Origin of the sequence: Alteromonas sp. DY56-G5, from assembly GCF_041414725.1 — a bacterium.
Lineage (GTDB): Bacteria > Pseudomonadota > Gammaproteobacteria > Enterobacterales > Alteromonadaceae > Alteromonas > Alteromonas macleodii.
The window spans coordinates 107,943-125,000 of record NZ_JANHZQ010000012.1 but is presented as its reverse complement, the minus strand read 5'-3'; the positions used below and the strand labels follow the sequence as shown (position 1 = coordinate 125,000).

Sequence of the window (17,058 nt, the reverse complement as noted above, 5' to 3'; positions counted from 1 at the left end):
GTGAATGCCCGCTGTGCCATCAATTTGAAGACGTGACCGACAGCATCATCACCCAACCTTTGGCGGGCTTGTACCACTGCACTCGGAGCAACAAAGCGGTTTTTACCCGGAAGCGAAACATTGAGTTTATTCGCGATGTCCCAGACAGGATCGTTACGAAAAAGACTCATGCCGACAATGGTTAACACTACCGAATCTAAAGGCAAACGGCGACGTCTGACAGTCGCCACACCTGATAGCTCATAGGCTTGCTGAAGAAGTTCAGGGTCAACAAACGACATCAGTTTATCGATGGCATTTAAATCTTCTGCATGGCTGAATGTTTCATCGAGGTTTGTAAGTAAAGACATTAAAAAATCCGATACCAGAGACTGATATCGGATTTTGAAGCCTTAAAAAGATCGGTCAACCGATCATGAAAATATTCTTAACTGATCGGCATTACGCCATTTGGCGGGTCAAAATTGCTTGGGAGCGGTGTTGCTTTTGTTGCTGGTGTTACTTTTTAAGATAGCGCTGAACAACAATGATAGTGCCGCCAATGACTAGCCCCCAAAACGCGGAGGAAAGCCCTAATAACGACAAATCCGATGCGGTAATAAGAAAGGTACACAACGCCGCTTCTCGGTCTGCAGGTTGGCTTAATGCTGTAGAAAGTGACCCTTCCAGCGCCCCCAAAAGTGCAATACCGGCCACCATTGCAATAAACGCAGCAGGAAACGCTTGAATCACACTCACTAGCGCGGCGCTAAATAGCCCAAACACAATGTACCACAGCATGGCGACAGCAGGGCCAAAATAGCGTTTTTTAGGGTCGGGGTTGGCATCTGGGCCGGTGCAAATGGCAGCGGTTATTGCAGATAAATTCACCCCATGACACGCCGTTGGAGCAAACAGAATACTCATAAGCCCACTACCTGCAACAATCTGATTTGACGGTGGTGAATACTTGTCTTGCCTTAGTATGGCGATACCAGTAATAAATTGGCCACTCACAGCAACTAGCATGAGCGGTATTGAAATACTAAATAATGCAGTGAGTGAGAAACTAGGCATGTACCAATGCGGTGTTGATATTTGCCAGTCAACTTGTTGAAATGACAAATCATAGTTTAAGGCCAGTACCCCTACCCCAAAAGCAACGGTAAGCATGATGGCGTAACGCGGCAGCAAGTGACGCAATAAGATATAGCCTGCGAACATCACCAGCCCCAGTAAAGGCGCTTGTGTCATCTTAGAAAAGAGATCGAGAGAAAAGTTAACCAATATTCCTGCCAACAGTGCCGCAGCTAAGGCCAAAGGCAATCGATTCACTAGCCGCTCAAATGCCCCTGTTACTCCTAATAACAACAAAATGCCACCAGACATAATGTACGCGCCTATCACATCGCTCCACGGCATACCCGGCACTAAGGTGACGAGCAAGGCAGAACCCGGTGCATTCCATGCAAAAAGCAAGGGCATGCGATAGCGCAAGCTAAACCAACCACATAGTAAACCGCTAGCAATAGACATCCCCCAAATCCAAGAAGTCAGTACCTCACTGCTCAAATTCGCCGATTCGGCAACTTGAAACAAGATAACCAGTGGACCTGCATAGCCCATTGTCGAAGCAAGGATCCCCGCTACTGCGGCAGACAACGACCAGTCTTTTAACGGTGGAAAAGAAATGAAAGTAGGCTGATTTTGCATAAGTCACTCCATTGGTTGCCGTGCTACCCGCAAGAAATTACCTGCGAATAGCACAGCTTGGGAACGCGGTATTCTATTTTTGTTACTTAACCACAATCTCCACCAGCAACAGGCAAAATAGTTCCTGTAATATAGCTGGCTTCATCTGAAGCTAAATACAAAATGGCAGATGCTTGTTCATCTAGCGTGCCGTAACGAGACATAAAACTGGTATCAATGGTCTGATCGACAATTTGCTGATACCAAATTTTTTCCTGCTCACTTTGTGTAGACTCGTTGCGCGGAATAATGCGCTGAGGCGCATCGGTTCCACCTGGTGCCGTGGCATTCACACGAATATTGTGCTGCGCGTATTCAAAGGCAAGTGACACTGTCAGTGCATTCACGCCCCCTTTTGCCGCGGCATAAGGCGCGCGGTTTACACCACGAGTAGCAACCGAAGATACGTTCACTATGGCGCCTTTTCCGTTGTCTAACATGGCAGATAGTACAGCGCGACAACACCACAAAGTGGGGAACAACGAGCGACGAACTTCTTTTTCAATTTCGTCAGCTTGATAATGTTCGTAGGGTTTGGCCCAAATGGTCCCCCCCACATTATTAATAAGCTTATCGATTCGCCCAAAATGCGCCGATGCCGTATTCATAGCATTAAGCGCACCTTCATAGGTTTCTAAATCAGCCTCTACAGCAATAACATCTGCACCGTTTTCATTGAGTGACTGGGCAATCTGTTGAACATGTTCTGAGCGGTCAACCAATACCAACTTAGCTCCCTCAGCAGCAGCTCGTTGTGCAACGCGAAGGCCAATGCCTTGCGCTGCGCCAGTAACTACAATGACCTGCCCATCGAAGCGCAAACTCATGCGGCTTCCTCTTTAGGCTGGCTGGGGTTGAATTTTTCGTAGTGGAACGAATATGGGTTTGTGCCCGCATCTTTAAAGTACTGACGCACGGCATCAACCATCGGCGGAGGTCCACATAAATATGCATCTGCATCAGCAAGTGCAAATGGAACACTTTCCATATGATCAGTAACAAAACCCAACTTCTCATGTGCGCTATCTGGGTTAACGACGACTGTAGCGTAGCTAAAGTTGTCCAATGCATCGGCATATTCTTGTAAGGCTTCAAGCTTCACCAAGTCATCCACATTGGTCACACCATAGAGTAAATACACAGGTTGACTGGTTGGGTTCTGCACAAGCGACGCCAGCATAGAAAGAATAGGTGCAAGCCCTGTTCCGCCTGCTAGCATAAGTACTGGGCGCTCTACTGCACGCAAGTAAAAACTACCGAGTGGACCGGTTACCGGAAGCACGTCGCCTGCATTGGCGTTTTTGCTTAAGTAAGTACTCATCAAGCCATTAGGCACATTGCGAATAAGGAAGCTTGCTTCTTTGCTTCCCGGGCAAGAGCTAAATGAATACGCACGGGTCTCATCAGAGTTTGGCAGCCCCAAGTTAATGTACTGACCAGGCAAGAAATCAAGTGGCTCAGACAAAGCGACATTTAATTCAATGGTTGTGTCCGACAACGCATTTACACTGGTAATAGTGCTTGTAATGCTTTGCGGGCCTGATGCACACAGCGAAGAGGCCGCTGGAATAGAAACCACCACATCTGATTGAGGCAGCATCTGACAGGTAAGAATTAACCCATCAGCAGCTTCATCGTCGGTTAACGCTTCATCGATGTATTCATCACCTAAGTCGTAAGTACCTTGCTTGCAGCTACCTTTGCAGGTTCCACAAACACCATCAGAGCAGTCCATTGGCAGTTTCACTTGATGGCGATAGGCAGCGTCGAGCACGGTCTCGCCATCATTACATTCGATAACGCGCGTTACGCCGTCTTCGAAATTAAGAGCTACTTTGAAAGACATAATAATTCTCCGTCTTTACAGGTGATACACATCAATAACTTGGTTGATATAATCGTTGTTCAACACCACTTTCTTACGTGTAATCACTGGTGTTTCACCACTGATGTCCAATGAACAAAACACGGTTCCGAAGAAGTGTGATGTCTCGCGATAGCGATGGCTAAGCGTGTTGAAGTTATAGCGGATTTCCGCTGTTGTCTCGTCTTGGCTCAGTACTTCTAAATTACTGCACTGATGCGTGGTTCTCGGCTCTGGCATACTCGCCCCTGAACGCTCAGTCTTGATGCGGTAAACCCTGTCTTCCAAGCCATTGCGATTAGGGTAATAAATGAGCGAGATTTCTTTTTGAGGATCGTTAGTTAACTGATCATCGTCATCCCATGCTGGCATCCAGTATTCACATTTAGGGTGATAGCACGTTAGCCACTCATCCCATTGACGGTCGTCAAGTAAACGCGCTTCGCGAAATACAAACGCCTGAATTTCCTGATAAGTCATCACTGCCACCTCTTAATCTTTTTGCACAACAGGAATATGACTGGCTCTTTCTAGCTCAATCGCATTTAGCATTTCTTCTACCCAATGCTTGTGGTGATGAACGTATAGGCCTTCATCTTCTGGTTTGATACCTGACGCAACTGTGTCCATACCTACACCTTTGGCATAATCGTCTGGGCCTTCCATCCAGTGCGCTGCACCTCGGCTCATATCGTTCCAACGCATATCACGCGCTTCGTAGCCTTGCTGACAACCTCTGAATTCTTCTAGGTCATCCGGTGTTCCCATACCAGATACGTTAAAGAAATCTTCGTACTGACGAAGGCGCTTTTGACGATTTTCAGCAGACTCGCTCTTAGGTGCAAAGCAGTAAATAGACACTTCCGTCTTATTCACAGAAATAGGGCGAAGTACGCGAATTTGCGTTGAGAATTGGTCCATCACGTAAACGTTAGGGTACAAACACAAGTTACGCGTTTGATTTACAATGGTGTCGGCTCGCGCTTCACCCACTTCCTGCTGAAGGCGTTCTAGTTGACTATAAATAGGGCGTGCAGCTGGGTTTGTTAAACGCGTCCACAACATCATGTGACCGTTTTTAAATGAATAGAAACCACCCTCGCCCGACCAGCTTTTCGCATCAACCGCTTCTGTACCGCCTTCTTCGTAATTGCGGTGACTCATCGTTGATAAGTAGTTCCAGTGAACAGTTCCAACGTGATAGCCATCAGCACCGTTTTCAGCAGTTAGCTTCCAGTTACCTTCGTAGGTGTAGGTTGAAGTACCACGAATAACTTCGATACCTTCTGGATCTTGATCCACAATATTGTCGATAACCTTCGTGGTTTCACCTAAATATTGCTCTAGCGGTAATACATCGGCATTCAAACTACCGAACAAAAAGCCGCGATACGATTCGAAACGTGCAATGTGCTTAAGATCATGAGAGCCATCAGTGTTAAACGACTCAGGGTAACCACCTTTTTTCTGATCACGCGCTTTTAAAAGTTTGCCCGAGTTGTTAAATGTCCAACCGTGGAAGGGGCAAGTAAAAGACGTTTTGTTACCGCGCTTACGACGACATAATGTTGCACCGCGGTGCGAGCACGTATTTAAAATGGCATTTAGGTCGCCGTCTTTGTTACGCGTAATAACAACCGGCTGGCGACCAATTGTAGTAGTGTAATAGTCACCGATTTCGGGAATTTGGCTTTCATGTGCCAAAAATACCCAGTTGCCTTCAAAGATGTGTTTAATTTCTAAATCAAACAAGTCTTTGTCGGTAAAGATCCCACGGTCACAGCGATAATGCCCCGTCTCTTCGTCGGCCTCAACGGCACCACGGATCTTCTGTTCTAGTTGATTCAATGTTGCTGACATAATTTATCTCCCGAAGGTAGCAGGCTTACGCCTGCTCCACAGTTGCACGGGCACGAGCATGCTTGTCTTGCTTCTCGTCGTTCTTCGTTGCCATTAATGTGATGTTGAATTCCACATCAAGGTAGTTGTCTTTGAAGCCCATGGCTTTAATTTGCTCTGGCTCAGATACACTTTTTGCTTCAACAACCAATTCGTCACGCGTTGCGAAAGCGAAATCGTCATAGGTATATTCATCACCGGCTAGGTTAATTTGCGTAGTAAGGTGCTTAAAGCCGTCTTTCGCTACAAAGTAGTGAATGTGCGCAGGGCGATTACCATGACGGCCAAGGCTTTCTAGCACTTTCATCGTTGAACCACCTGGAGGGCAACCGTAGCCGCTAGGTACAATACTGCGTGCGCGATAGCAGCCTTGCTCATCAGCAATGATGCGGCGACGTAAATTAAACGGAGTTTGAGAAGGGTCAAAATGCGAGTAAGCACCTTTCACGTCTGCATGCCAGATATCAACAACTGCGCCTGCAATTGGGTTGCCTTCTTCATCAACAACCTGACCGTGTAGCCACATTTCTTGGCCAGGTGACTGACCATCATCCATTCTTGCTTCGCCTTCACTTGTCGGCGCGCCTTCAACATACAACGGACCTTCAATAGTACGTGGTGTACCGCCTAGCTCACCAATGGCAGCGTCTTTGGCGTCTTCACGAACATCAAGAAAATGATCAAAACCTAAACCTGGAGCAAGCAGCACGGCTTCGCCATTAGCACCTAATTCATTTAGGTAGTTAACGCCTTGCCAAAACTCTTCTTGTGTAATGTCGAGGTCTTCAATCATCTTGAACACGTCAGTTAGCAAGCGGTGCATAATTTCTTTAGTGCGAGGATTGCCTTTGTCGTTGTCGAGGCCAGCGGCACGCTTAAGTAACGTTTGAACATGTTCAGTTTGTAAAGTATTGATAGTAGTCATAGTCTTAGTCTCCGCGCTGCAATGCAGCGAGTTTTTGCCTGTTAGTTTTTTATTTGATTGATGAAGGGTGCTGACACAAAGGCGTCACACTCATCGTCATAAAGGGGTACAGCGGTAAGCCCATTAGTACGTCGTGTAAATGCTGGTTATCCTTCACCTCAAATATGCTCACATTGGCGTATTGACCAGCCACTCGCCAAAGGTGTACCCAAATGCCTTCTTCTTGCAGTCCTTCGGCATAGTTTTTTTCTTTCAACTTAATTGCATTAAATTCTTCTTCGCTCAGATGTGCTGGCGGTATCACAGTCATTTCAACTTTGAATAACATATTTGCTCCTTACTTCGCCTTGCGGGTGTATTGACGTAATTTGTCCTCATCGATTTCGAGCCCTAGCCCGGCTGTCGTAGGAACTTCAACGCCAAAGTTGTGATAATTTAGAGGGGATTTAACGATGTCATCGCACTGCAGCAGTGGGCCAAACATCTCTGTGCCAAATTCAATAACAGGTAGGGTCGACCATGCGTGTAACGCGGCTGTGGTACCCACAGTGCCTTCAAGCAGCGTGCCGCCATATAGCCCAATACCTGCCGCGTTGCACACAGCAGCCACATCAAGTGCACCAAATAGTCCACCTGCTTTGCCTATCTTAAGGGCCACTGAGCCGGTGAAGCCTTGCTGAGCCAACAAAAGGGTATCTGTGCTATCAGCAATAGACTCATCAGCCAAAATGCCGATGTTAAATTTTTTAGAAAGACGCACTAGGCTGGCAAAATCTTTTGCAGGGGTCGGTTGCTCTACTAAATCAATACCGGCTTCTTGTAGTGCAGCCATACCATAAGTAGCTTGAGACTCGCTCCACGCTTGATTAACATCAACGCGAATACTTACGTCATCGCCTAACGCTGCTTTGATCTTGGCCACATGCGCTACATCGTCACGTACCGAGCGAGAGCCAATTTTCAGTTTGAAAATGTTATGGCGCTTTTCGGCTACTAGGCCTTTCGCTTCTTCAATGTCTTTGTCGGTATTGCCTGAAGCCAATACCCAAAGACAAGACAAATGATTATTGCAAGCACCACCGAGTAAGGTTGAAACTGGCACACCAAGTTGTTTACCAAGTAAATCAAGCAGGGCCGTTTGCACCGCAGACTTGGCAATAGGGTTGCCTCTAAAAGCAAGGTGTAACTTGTTAATTAATGCTTTAGGGCTGGCAACTGACTGTCCTATCAAATAAGGTGCTAAATAAGTATCAATGTTGGTTTTGATACTTTCTGGGCTCTCAGCGCCGTACGCGAGACCACCAATTGTTGTACCTTCGCCAATACCTTCAAGGCCGTTGTCGTCGGTAATTCTTACGATAACCATCGACTGAACCGCCATAGATGTCATGGACAATTTGTGTGGTCGTATCGTAGGAATATCGACAATGTAAGTTTGAATTTGTGATATCATGTAAATGTTAATTTTGTGTTGCCAGTAAATGTCTGCGTGTAACCTACAAATATTTTTTGTTAACAACCAATATTGATTTAGTTAGTATCGATACCTAGGAGGTATGGTGGAGTTAAGGCATTTACGCTACTTTTGTGCGGTAGCGGAAGAAAAGAACATGACCAGAGCGGCCGAAAAGATATTCATGGCCCAGCCACCTTTAACAAGACAAATCAAACAGTTAGAGGAAGAGGTTGGCGTTCAACTCATTCAGCGAGAAGCCCGTGGCATTACCCTAACCCCCGCTGGCGAATACTTCTGGAAACAGGCTCAACTCATACTTGAAAAGTTAGCTTCATGTGTTGAAGAAAGTCGGCGAATTGATGCAAGAAAAAAGCGAATTTTCAGAATTGGCTTTGTTCCATCCATTTTTTACGGGCAACTTCCTCAGCTTGTTAAGCGCTTAAGACAGCAGCACAAAGTGGATGTTGAACTGCACGAAATGAAAACTGGTGAACAAATAGAAGCCCTCAAGTCAGGTAAAATTGATATGGGTTTTGGTCGGGTTGTGATGCCATCACTAGAAGCCGATGTGACTCAGAAGTTGTTGTTCAGCGAGCCTATCCTTGCAGCTCTACCTATCCATCATCCACTTGCTAATGACGATGTTGATATGGCAGAGCTCGCAACACTGCCATTAATTACTTACCCAGGTGGTAAGCCTCCAACGTTCGCTAACATCTGTTTGGATCTGTTTGCCAGTCGCGGGTTGAGAGTCAGAGTTGCCCAACAAGTTAATGATATAGGTACTGCACTGGGTCTTGTTGCCTCAGATATGGGCTTCACCCTTGTGCCTGAACAAGTGATGCGCACGAATAGAGATGGTGTAGCGTTTGTTCGGCTTAAAGACGACGGCATAAACAGCCCGGTATTTCTCAGTAAACGTGAGGAACCCGAAGATGACATTATGGCTGCGGCCATGTTGATATTAGATGAGTTGGTGCAAAACCGAATAGAAGGTCGCTACCCCTAAAAGGGGTTAGCGCAGATCTTGTTTTATTTGTTCAGCAGCATGCTTAAGTACTGGAATACAATGCTCGGTGATGGTCTCTAAGCTCACCCTTAATGCATTGGTACTTAAGTTCATCGCCCCCAGCAATTCACCTTTGCCATTAAATACAGGTACAGCAACCGAGCGCAACCCCGCTTCAAGCTCTTGATCAACAATACTAAAACCTTGTTGCTTAACCCTAATCAGTTCCTGTTCTAACGCCTGTGCAGTGGTAATACTCTTCTCAGTGTGTGGGTGTAACTGTGCTTCATTCGCCCATGCTGTTAATTCTGAAGCGTCAAGATGTGCTGCAAGTACTCTTCCCATTGACGTATACGGTGCAGGCAGTCGAGTGCCCGTTGTTATGTTAATCGACATAAGACGATGTGATGCCGGAGAACGCGCCACGTACACCACTGACTGTCCATCTAACTTCCCAAGAGACGCCGACTCCCCTAATTCTGCGGTAATCGATTTAAGATAATGCTCAACCACTGCTATATAACCATTGCTGCTGGTATAAGCTTGCCCTAACGACAGCACTTTAGGTGCCAAGGCGAAGAGTCGCCCCTCGCGACGGATATAGCCAAGAGAATGCAATGTAAGTAAAAACCGACGGGCTTTAGCCCTATCAATTCCCATTTTTTCAGCTACTTGCGATAAGGTCATCTCTTTGTTTTGACCATCAAACGCCCCTAACACCTCTAGTCCGGTAGCAAGCGCGCTTATGTAATCGCGATGGGTTGACGGTATTTTTTCTTCACTCATGCACTGTGTCTCTTGTTAGTTCTTGCGAATTATTTCTTATTGTTAAACGAAGTGCCAGTTCTCTTATGAATTCAGCAACATAAATTGGTTTGACTGATAGCCCTAGCAATTTTTTAACATTTATTACTTGACCTAAACAATCAAAATCATTAATTTGTTCGCATTATGAATCAACATTCGTATTGCGAACTTTTATTATGACACTATTTACAACACTTTCAAAAGCTATTGAAGATGGCGTTAAGGACGGCGACACAGTTGCATTAGAGGGATTTACTCACCTTATTCCTTTCGCCGCAGGGCATGAAATTATTCGCCAAGGACGTCGCAACCTCACATTGGTAAGAATGACCCCTGATCTTATTTACGATCAGCTAGTCGGTGCCGGGTGTGTGAGCAAACTTGTGTTTTCATGGGGAGGAAACCCAGGTGTAGGTTCTTTACACCGCGTACGTGACGCCATTGAGCACGGCTATCCAGCTCCGCTCGAAATTGAAGAGCACAGTCACGCGGCAATGGCAAATGCTTATGAAGCGGGTGCATCAGGCTTACCCATGGCGGTATTCAGGGGTTATGTAGGTAGTGATCTACAGCACGTTAACCCCAACATCAAAACCGTTACTTGTCCGTTTACGGGTGAAGCGCTTGCCGCAGTGCCATCGATTAAACCCGATGTGGGCATAGTTCATGCGCAAAAAGCAGACCGCGCAGGAAACGTACTCATTGAAGGTATTTTAGGGGTTCAAAAGGAAGTTGTGCTTTCTTCTCGCTATAGCATCGTCACCGTCGAAGAAATTGTGGACGACTTAGAAGCAGGTCCAAATAGTTGTGTACTTCCCGCTTGGACAATCAACGCCATTGCCACCGTACCGTTTGGCGCTAAACCGTCTTATACACATGGTTACTACCCGCGCGACAACAGTTACTACAAGAAGTGGGACAGCATAAGCCGAGAGCGCGAGCCATTTTTAAAGTGGTTAGATGAAGAAGTATTTCAAGCAGGAGAATAATCATGACCGAACAATATACTTCAGACGAAATGATGACGATTACCGCTGCCCGTGCTCTGAATAACAATTCGACTTGTTTTGTGGGCATTGGCTTACCAAGTGCTGCAGCGAACTTAGCACGCCTTACTCATGCCCCTGACATAACACTTATTTACGAGTCAGGTACCATAGAAACCAAGCCGCAGGTTTTGCCTTTATCTATTGGGGATGGTGAACTTTGCGAGTCGGCGCTTACCACCGTTTCGGTTCCCGAAATGTTCCGTTACTGGCTGCAAGGCGGTCATATTGATGTGGGTTTCCTTGGCACCGCACAAGTAGACCGATACGGCAACATTAACACCACAGTTATCGCTGCATCGCACAAAGACAGTGGCCCTGATGGCGCTCACAGTTATGCCAACCCTAAAGTTCGCCTTCCTGGCGGTGGCGGTGCACCAGAAATTTCAACCAATGCCAAAGAAGTGATCATCACCGTAAGGCATTCAAAGCGCACTTTTGTTAAAGATGTCGACTTCATTACCACATTGGGTTTTGGCCGAGACGGTCAAGGTCGCAAAGGCAAGTCTACGCTGGGTAAAGGCCCAACTTTGGTGATTTCTGACCTTTGTATATTAAAGCCAGAAGATGAAACCAATGAACTTATTGTGGTGAGTTTGCACCCAGGCGTTACAAAGCAACAGGTAATCGATGCCACTGGCTGGGACATTCGCTTTGCTGACACACTTCAAACCACTGATGAACCCACCAGCAGCGAAATCGAAGTATTAAGAGAACTAAAGCGCGTTACTGAAGCGGCGCACAGCCAAACGGAGACTGCGTAATGAACGTTTATTTATGTAACCCCAGCCGCTCTGCCATTGGACGTTATGCTGGTGGGCTAGCCAGCATTCGTCCTGATGATTTACTTGCACAAGTTATTCGCGCAGTTCTGGCGCAGTGCCCTCAGCTACCAGCAGAAAGCATTGATGATGCGTTTTTCGGCTGTGCCAACCAAGCCGGTGAAGACAACCGAAACGTTGCTAGAATGGCCACCTTACTTGCAGGCGTGCCATTTTCGGTACCAGCCACCACAATTAATCGTTTGTGTGGCTCTGGTATGGATGCCATTGGTCTTGCTTACCGTTCAATTGCAGCAGGTGAAGCAGACCTTATTCTTGCTGGCGGCGTTGAGTCTATGTCGCGAGCGCCATTTGTGATGGGCAAAGCACAAAGCGGATTTGACCGCTCACAAATACTTGAAGATACCACCATGGGTTGGCGCTTCATTAATCCTGCGTTAAAGCAGCAATACGGCACTGAAACCATGCCTGAGACTGCAGAAAATGTAGCAGCGAAATTCTCGATTAGCCGAGAAGCACAAGACAACTTTGCGTATCAGTCTCAGCAAAAAGCGGCTGCTGCTCAAGCGTCTGGCCGTTTTGCTAAAGAAATAGCACCTGTGACCTTTCAGCCTAGAAAAGGCGATACCATCGTCATCGACAAAGATGAACACATACGCCCTCAAACAACATTAGAGGCATTGGCAAAACTAAAAGCTCCGTTCCGTGAAAATGGCTCGGTTACCGCAGGTAATGCATCGGGTATTAACGATGGCGCATCTGCCATGCTTGTCGCAAGTGAAGCTGCAGTTGAACGCTATAACTTAACGCCTGTTGCTCAAATTAAAGGGATGGCTACCGCTGGTGTTGAACCCACTATTATGGGTATAGGCCCAGTACCTGCAATTAATAAATTGCTTGCAAAACAAAAGTTGACCCTAGACGATATTGGCACAATTGAACTTAATGAAGCATTTGCAGCGCAAGCATTAGCCTGTATGCAGGAACTTGGACTTAGTGCAGATGATCCAAGAGTGAATCCCAATGGCGGCGCCATTGCACTTGGCCATCCACTCGGTATGTCGGGGGCACGCCTGCTGCATACTGCCGCATTACAATTTGAACAAACCTCGGCCGATTATGCACTATGCAGTATGTGTATTGGTGTTGGCCAAGGTATAGCGACATTGCTAAAACGCATTTAGGGGCTCAACATGGCGACATTATCAGAGCAAGGTATTCACTACCAGTTCATTGAGACTAAGCACAAACCTGTTGTAGTGCTAGCTCACCCGTTGGGTATGAATATGCGTGTTTGGGACTACTTGGTACCAGACTTAATGGTGAACTTCAGCATTTTGCGTTATGACCTACCTGGACACGGTGACAGTAAAGCGTTCCCCGCAAACACGAAAAACCTTGGTGAATCACAGTTAGTTGACGACTTATTAACCCTGTGTAACTCGTTAGGTATCGATAAGTTTGATTTCGTGGGTACGTCAATTGGCGGAATGTTGGGGCAACAGCTATTAATTTCCCATCCAGAACGCTTGTTAAGCACCGTGTTAACTAATACTGGTATGAAAATAGGTTCCACTGAAGCGTGGCTGGAGCGCCAGAAAAGTGTGACTCAACAAGGGCTTGAAACCCTCGCAGCCAGCTTAGTTCCAAGATGGTTTAGCCCGGTTAGTACCAAACGTTTCCCCACGTTATTGTCTCAATGGGAAGGATCACTCGCGAACGTTGACGATCACTCTTACGGTTTATTGTGTGCGTGGTTAGGCGAAAGAGACACACATACTCAACTTAAACCTAATGGTGCACCTATTTTGCTTATTGCAGGTGAAGATGATGTCGCTACACCCACCTCATCATTACAAGCATTGGGAGAAACCCTTAGTGCACCTGTGACGGAATTAAAACAAACTGGGCATGTGCCTTCGGTTGAAGCAAGTCGCGAGTTTACTTCTTTGATAAAGGAGCACTTTTCAAAGAGAGATATCTAATGCTTTTGAATATTTGGAACAGAGCGCGCGGCTAGTAACTAAAGAGAAATGTAAATTAGAAAATCTTATATTGAGAGTTTGCCCTGTGTATAACCGTGCACCGAACAAAGGTATACGTTGATGTACGCAATTTAGCCCTAGTTCTATTCGTAATATTACCGTGTCCAATGGGATGGACTCCTCCTCAACTTGAATTGTTGTCCTTTTTTTGGTCAATATGGTGATGGTGAGTTACCAGCATTCAAATTAGGAGAAGCCCATGGGCCAGATTACTCGAGTCGGTGTTGATATTGCAAAGTCCGTTTTTCATGTGCACGCGGTGGATAGGTTTGGTGAACGGCAGTGGAAAGGAAAATACTGTCGAACAAAGTGGTTGGATGCTATTGAGAACAAGGTCCCTAAAGGGACTGAAATTGCAATGGAAGCCTGTGGTTCATCTCACTATTGGGGGCGAGAATTACAAAAACGAGGTTTTAAAGTCAAAATCATTCATGCGCAATTTGTTAAGCCTTACGTAAAAAGTAATAAGAATGATGCGATTGATGCAGAGGCAATATGTGAGGCTATGAGTCGGCCGAACATGCGCTTTGTAAGTGTGAAATCAAGTAAGCAACAAGACATACAATCTATACACCGTATCAGGGACAAGTTGATGGTTCAAAAAGCATCCAAAGCAAATCAGATACGAGGACTGGTAAGCGAATATGGGCTAGTTGCGCCAGTGGGTATCAACAAACTGAGAGAAGCCATCCCCCTGTGGCTGGAAGATGCAGAAAATGGTTTGTCGGCGCTTTTTCGCTTGTTGCTACGTGATTTGTTTGATGACTTAAGGCAGCTCCAAGAGCGAGTCGATACGCTCGACACGCTTATTGAGAAAGAAGTCAAAAATGACCCTGTCGCACGTTCGCTACTTCAGTTACAGGGTATTGGTATCCTGTGTGCCAGCGCATTGTCTTGCGCTATTGGTGATGCGAAAGGATACCGTAAAGGTAGGGATTTTGCTGCTTCTATTGGTTTAACGCCGAGGCAACACAGTACCGGCGGCAAGCCTAGGTTACTTGGCATCAGTAAGCGAGGCGATGGTTACTTAAGAAAACTACTTGTTCATGGTGCACGGTCAGTCATCCGGCATGCTCATCGGCATGATGATAATTTAAGTAAATGGATTGAAAAGCTCTGCGCATACAAGCACGTTAATACGGTAACTGTAGCGTTAGCTAATAAAACAGCGCGTGCAGCTTGGGCTATGGTAAATACAAACGAAAGTTATGACCCAGAGTTGATAGCAAGCGCTTAAGCTTAAACGAATTAAGAAATACGAAAAGTTTTCATCCCAATTGCAAAGTAAGATGTGAGATGGCTAACAGGTTAGACCGACACTTGAAAAACCTTACCCGGACGAAGAGCCTTTAAGCTCGTGTGTCCGTTCAGGAGCAAGTGTGCGAATAGCCCATAGAGGTTCGATGCAGTAAAAGAAAATGCATCATTAAGAAACCGGATACACGTTGGCAATCATACCCAAAGTTATCGAACAAATTACTTGCAAAAGAGGAGGAGTCCATACACGTCCGGTAATCCCCCACATTCAATTCATAGGTCAGCTACGGCATGGTGTTCTCTTTTTGTTAAGGAGAATGACTATGCCGCAATATCAACGAAGAGAAGTGCAAGACTGGCTCAACTTATTCGAGCAGCAAAAGCAAAGCGGGCTCACCGCAGTGGCGTTTTGTCGCCAACAGCAGATTAATGTTCAAACTTACTACACCAGGCGTCGAGATATTCGGTTACAGCGAACAAGCAACAAGTTTGTTCAGGTGAAACGCGAAGTCACGAAGGTTGAATCCTACACCGAAGCAATGGGTGGCGAACTTCTCCTGCAACTTGGAAATGCTCAACTTAGCGTGCCAATCAATATTAACCCTCACTGGATTGCTTCCGTGATGAAGGCATTGTCCGAATGAAGATGTTCGTAGAGCCTGCCGACATTTACCTGTACATGGATATCGTCGATTTCCGCAAATCGATAAACTTATAACCTGTGATCATAAGTAGCGATTAAGGATCACGAAATAGTCTTAATAATGTAAGTTACATCAGCAGCTTAACACGGAATAATAGTGGTATGAAAAACCCTATCTTGGCTCATTTGAAGCCTTCATGGGAGGAGAGGGTCCATACCATATAGTCCGCATAGATAATTCCCCCCTCAGCCAGAGTTACAGTGTTCGTAATCAAGGCGTGTTACCGCAGGTGAAGTGGTTCTACATCAAGGTGACACAACAAAGAGTACGGACATTTAAAGAAAAATAACGCGCCCCGTCATAACACTGAAATAAACTCCCTGTAGCGTGAAGTATTCAGTGAAAGAGTCTTCAACGGCTCAGCTTCAAAAACGCTAAATGCTCCAATACGAGTTTTCATGAAGAAATTGAAACGCTATCAATATGAAAGATATGCCATTCTCTGCCAACTCGCCTACCCTGATGCCGACGAGCAATACCAAAAAATCTTAGATCCTTTTTATGAACGCCAGCTAGTCGATAAGTACGGCAGAATGAGCGTAAGAATCTTGTGGGTCGAGAATAAAAAAGAGGTCATTATCGTTTTTCGCGGATCATTGGGGGTAAGAGATTGGCTAGCGAATTTATTCTTCATCCCAAACAAACTCAATCAGTTAAACAGAAAATTCTGGGTCCACTGGGGGTTTGCGCGGCTATTGGCTCAACCTATGTATTCCAGCACTAAGACATCCAATGAAGCATTACCACTTAGAGAGCTACTTGTAAAAGTGCTTGAACCACTTAGGCAGCAAGGCAAGCGCTTTACATTCATTGGCCATTCGTCCGGCGGCGCAGTAGCGGTATTAATGGCTGATTACTTTGAGCGTTTATACGCAAAGTCAGTAAAAAGGGTAGTGACTTTCGGACAGCCCGCAGTGGGTACGCGCTCTTGGTATAAGCACTACACGCTACACCATAGAACGTATCGCATTTGCTGCGATTTAGATGTAATAACCTTTATGCCGCCCTTCCCTTTTTACTTCTGGCACGTTGGCAAGATGCTGTGGCTGCACGATGATAAAATTTACGAAAACACGCCTACCCATAAACGCTTTTTGATGTCGCTTCACAGCTGGTTGTTACGCCCAATTACCTATCACTACATGCGAAAATATATCCGCAACAAGTCGCTTTTCGATGAGCATTAGAACGATCATTTTTGTCTAATCCACAGATGGAGCGGGCCTGATGGTTAGCGTAAATAACGTTGCCTTTAACATCGGCAAATATCACCGCATCAGTTATATTTTCTATAAGAGCTTGAAAGGGGATGTCGTCGGTAAAAGAAGATGAAGCCTTACTTATTGGCTCAGACATAATTCGCTCAAATAATGCAGAAAAAATTATACTAAAGTAGAAATCACTATTTAGCTAACGATTTACGTTAAGCAGTACAAAGCGACTTCTCTAGCGGTGCGGTAAGTGAACTTAAATGATTAAATTTTCGTAACACTTACGCTATCACTAGTAAAAGTTCTACCAAGATCACTTTCT

Annotated in this window: 19 protein-coding genes; 8 read left to right on the top strand and 11 right to left on the bottom strand. The window is 45.8% G+C overall.

The window, feature by feature from the left end:
• The 9 genes from NO989_RS08570 to NO989_RS08530 all read right to left on the bottom strand — a co-directional run.
• The coding region (locus NO989_RS08570) for a transposase domain-containing protein (protein ID WP_371342392.1) at positions 1-350 on the bottom strand (350 nt) is incomplete at its 3' end.
• 148 nt (positions 351-498) lie between these two features.
• Positions 499-1,692 (bottom strand): benzoate/H(+) symporter BenE family transporter, encoded by a 1,194-nt coding sequence (locus tag NO989_RS08565; protein ID WP_371342391.1) that lies wholly within the window; start codon positions 1,690-1,692, stop codon positions 499-501.
• Between the two features lie 86 nt (positions 1,693-1,778).
• Complete coding sequence (locus tag NO989_RS08560; RefSeq protein WP_371342390.1) at positions 1,779-2,558, bottom strand: 1,6-dihydroxycyclohexa-2,4-diene-1-carboxylate dehydrogenase; 780 nt, start codon at positions 2,556-2,558, stop codon at positions 1,779-1,781.
• Positions 2,555-3,577: a benzoate 1,2-dioxygenase electron transfer component BenC gene (benC, locus tag NO989_RS08555; protein ID WP_371342389.1), complete on the bottom strand. Its 1,023-nt coding sequence runs from the start codon at positions 3,575-3,577 to the stop codon at positions 2,555-2,557. The genes NO989_RS08560 and benC overlap by 4 nt, the downstream gene beginning before the upstream one ends.
• Before the next feature lie 15 nt (positions 3,578-3,592).
• Positions 3,593-4,075: a benzoate 1,2-dioxygenase small subunit gene (gene benB / locus NO989_RS08550; protein WP_202943168.1), complete on the bottom strand. Its 483-nt coding sequence runs from the start codon at positions 4,073-4,075 to the stop codon at positions 3,593-3,595.
• Between the two features lie 12 nt (positions 4,076-4,087).
• On the bottom strand, positions 4,088-5,455 hold the full coding sequence (locus tag NO989_RS08545) for a Rieske 2Fe-2S domain-containing protein (protein WP_371342388.1): 1,368 nt from the start codon (positions 5,453-5,455) through the stop codon (positions 4,088-4,090).
• 25 nt (positions 5,456-5,480) lie between these two features.
• Entirely contained in the window at positions 5,481-6,419 is a 939-nt protein-coding gene (gene catA / locus NO989_RS08540; RefSeq protein ID WP_069944874.1) for a catechol 1,2-dioxygenase, read from the bottom strand.
• Between the two features lie 49 nt (positions 6,420-6,468).
• Positions 6,469-6,747, bottom strand: coding sequence for a muconolactone Delta-isomerase family protein (locus NO989_RS08535; RefSeq protein WP_014977317.1), 279 nt, complete (start codon positions 6,745-6,747; stop codon positions 6,469-6,471).
• 9 nt (positions 6,748-6,756) lie between these two features.
• The gene (locus NO989_RS08530; protein WP_321824797.1) at positions 6,757-7,872 is read right to left on the bottom strand and encodes a muconate/chloromuconate family cycloisomerase; all 1,116 of its coding nucleotides are present in this window, start codon (positions 7,870-7,872) and stop codon (positions 6,757-6,759) included.
• A 103-nt stretch (positions 7,873-7,975) separates the two neighbouring features.
• Here NO989_RS08530 and NO989_RS08525 point away from each other — a divergent pair, with 103 nt between their 5' ends.
• Entirely contained in the window at positions 7,976-8,884 is a 909-nt protein-coding gene (locus tag NO989_RS08525; RefSeq protein ID WP_371342387.1) for a LysR family transcriptional regulator, read from the top strand.
• Between the two features lie 6 nt (positions 8,885-8,890).
• Here NO989_RS08525 and NO989_RS08520 read toward each other — a convergent pair whose 3' ends face one another.
• A complete protein-coding gene (locus NO989_RS08520) occupies positions 8,891-9,670 on the bottom strand; it encodes an IclR family transcriptional regulator C-terminal domain-containing protein (protein ID WP_187447495.1) in 780 nt (259 codons plus the stop codon).
• A gap of 197 nt (positions 9,671-9,867) precedes the next feature.
• Between NO989_RS08520 and NO989_RS08515 the strand changes: the two genes are divergently transcribed.
• The 7 genes from NO989_RS08515 to NO989_RS08485 all read left to right on the top strand — a co-directional run bounded on the left by NO989_RS08515 (position 9,868) and on the right by NO989_RS08485 (position 16,712).
• Positions 9,868-10,680 carry a CoA transferase subunit A gene (locus tag NO989_RS08515; protein ID WP_187447496.1) on the top strand — a complete coding sequence of 271 codons (813 nt, stop codon included), beginning with the start codon at positions 9,868-9,870 and terminating at the stop codon, positions 10,678-10,680.
• 2 nt (positions 10,681-10,682) lie between these two features.
• Positions 10,683-11,501 (top strand): CoA-transferase subunit beta, encoded by an 819-nt coding sequence (locus NO989_RS08510; protein ID WP_069944879.1) that lies wholly within the window; start codon positions 10,683-10,685, stop codon positions 11,499-11,501.
• Positions 11,501-12,703, top strand: a complete 1,203-nt coding sequence (gene pcaF, locus NO989_RS08505) for a 3-oxoadipyl-CoA thiolase (RefSeq protein WP_069944880.1) — start codon at positions 11,501-11,503, stop codon at positions 12,701-12,703. Before NO989_RS08510 ends, pcaF begins: the two co-directional genes overlap by 1 nt.
• Before the next feature lie 9 nt (positions 12,704-12,712).
• Positions 12,713-13,504, top strand: a complete 792-nt coding sequence (locus NO989_RS08500) for an alpha/beta fold hydrolase (protein ID WP_321824800.1) — start codon at positions 12,713-12,715, stop codon at positions 13,502-13,504.
• Positions 13,505-13,763: 259 nt separating this feature from the next.
• On the top strand, positions 13,764-14,801 hold the full coding sequence (locus NO989_RS08495; protein WP_371342386.1) for an IS110 family transposase: 1,038 nt from the start codon (positions 13,764-13,766) through the stop codon (positions 14,799-14,801).
• Between the two features lie 343 nt (positions 14,802-15,144).
• Positions 15,145-15,465, top strand: coding sequence for an IS66 family insertion sequence element accessory protein TnpB (locus NO989_RS08490; RefSeq protein WP_321824802.1), 321 nt, complete (start codon positions 15,145-15,147; stop codon positions 15,463-15,465).
• Positions 15,466-15,923: 458 nt separating this feature from the next.
• Positions 15,924-16,712 (top strand): lipase, encoded by a 789-nt coding sequence (locus NO989_RS08485; protein ID WP_014950619.1) that lies wholly within the window; start codon positions 15,924-15,926, stop codon positions 16,710-16,712.
• Here the strand turns inward: NO989_RS08485 and NO989_RS08480 are convergent.
• Positions 16,654-16,881: a PAS domain-containing protein gene (locus NO989_RS08480; RefSeq protein ID WP_342340851.1), complete on the bottom strand. Its 228-nt coding sequence runs from the start codon at positions 16,879-16,881 to the stop codon at positions 16,654-16,656. The two genes, NO989_RS08485 and NO989_RS08480, sit on opposite strands and share 59 nt — an antisense overlap.
• Positions 16,882-17,058 lie beyond the last annotated feature (177 nt).

Bases quoted from the DNA above. Each gene is read 5' to 3' on its own strand.
- NO989_RS08485 (WP_014950619.1), top strand. From the start codon at position 15,924: ATGAAGAAATTGAAACGCTATCAATATGAAAGATATGCCATTCTCTGC.
- NO989_RS08560 (WP_371342390.1), bottom strand. From the start codon at position 2,558: ATGAGTTTGCGCTTCGATGGGCAGGTCATTGTAGTTACTGGCGCAGCG.
- NO989_RS08495 (WP_371342386.1), top strand. From the start codon at position 13,764: ATGGGCCAGATTACTCGAGTCGGTGTTGATATTGCAAAGTCCGTTTTT.
- catA (WP_069944874.1), bottom strand. From the start codon at position 6,419: ATGACTACTATCAATACTTTACAAACTGAACATGTTCAAACGTTACTT.
- pcaF (WP_069944880.1), top strand. From the start codon at position 11,501: ATGAACGTTTATTTATGTAACCCCAGCCGCTCTGCCATTGGACGTTAT.
- NO989_RS08510 (WP_069944879.1), top strand. From the start codon at position 10,683: ATGACCGAACAATATACTTCAGACGAAATGATGACGATTACCGCTGCC.
- NO989_RS08535 (WP_014977317.1), bottom strand. From the start codon at position 6,747: ATGTTATTCAAAGTTGAAATGACTGTGATACCGCCAGCACATCTGAGC.
- NO989_RS08480 (WP_342340851.1), bottom strand. From the start codon at position 16,881: ATGTCTGAGCCAATAAGTAAGGCTTCATCTTCTTTTACCGACGACATC.
- NO989_RS08500 (WP_321824800.1), top strand. From the start codon at position 12,713: ATGGCGACATTATCAGAGCAAGGTATTCACTACCAGTTCATTGAGACT.
- NO989_RS08520 (WP_187447495.1), bottom strand. From the start codon at position 9,670: ATGAGTGAAGAAAAAATACCGTCAACCCATCGCGATTACATAAGCGCG.
- NO989_RS08525 (WP_371342387.1), top strand. From the start codon at position 7,976: ATGGTGGAGTTAAGGCATTTACGCTACTTTTGTGCGGTAGCGGAAGAA.
- NO989_RS08545 (WP_371342388.1), bottom strand. From the start codon at position 5,455: ATGTCAGCAACATTGAATCAACTAGAACAGAAGATCCGTGGTGCCGTT.
- NO989_RS08565 (WP_371342391.1), bottom strand. From the start codon at position 1,692: ATGCAAAATCAGCCTACTTTCATTTCTTTTCCACCGTTAAAAGACTGG.
- NO989_RS08490 (WP_321824802.1), top strand. From the start codon at position 15,145: ATGCCGCAATATCAACGAAGAGAAGTGCAAGACTGGCTCAACTTATTC.
- NO989_RS08530 (WP_321824797.1), bottom strand. From the start codon at position 7,872: ATGATATCACAAATTCAAACTTACATTGTCGATATTCCTACGATACGA.
- benB (WP_202943168.1), bottom strand. From the start codon at position 4,075: ATGACTTATCAGGAAATTCAGGCGTTTGTATTTCGCGAAGCGCGTTTA.
- NO989_RS08515 (WP_187447496.1), top strand. From the start codon at position 9,868: ATGACACTATTTACAACACTTTCAAAAGCTATTGAAGATGGCGTTAAG.
- benC (WP_371342389.1), bottom strand. From the start codon at position 3,577: ATGTCTTTCAAAGTAGCTCTTAATTTCGAAGACGGCGTAACGCGCGTT.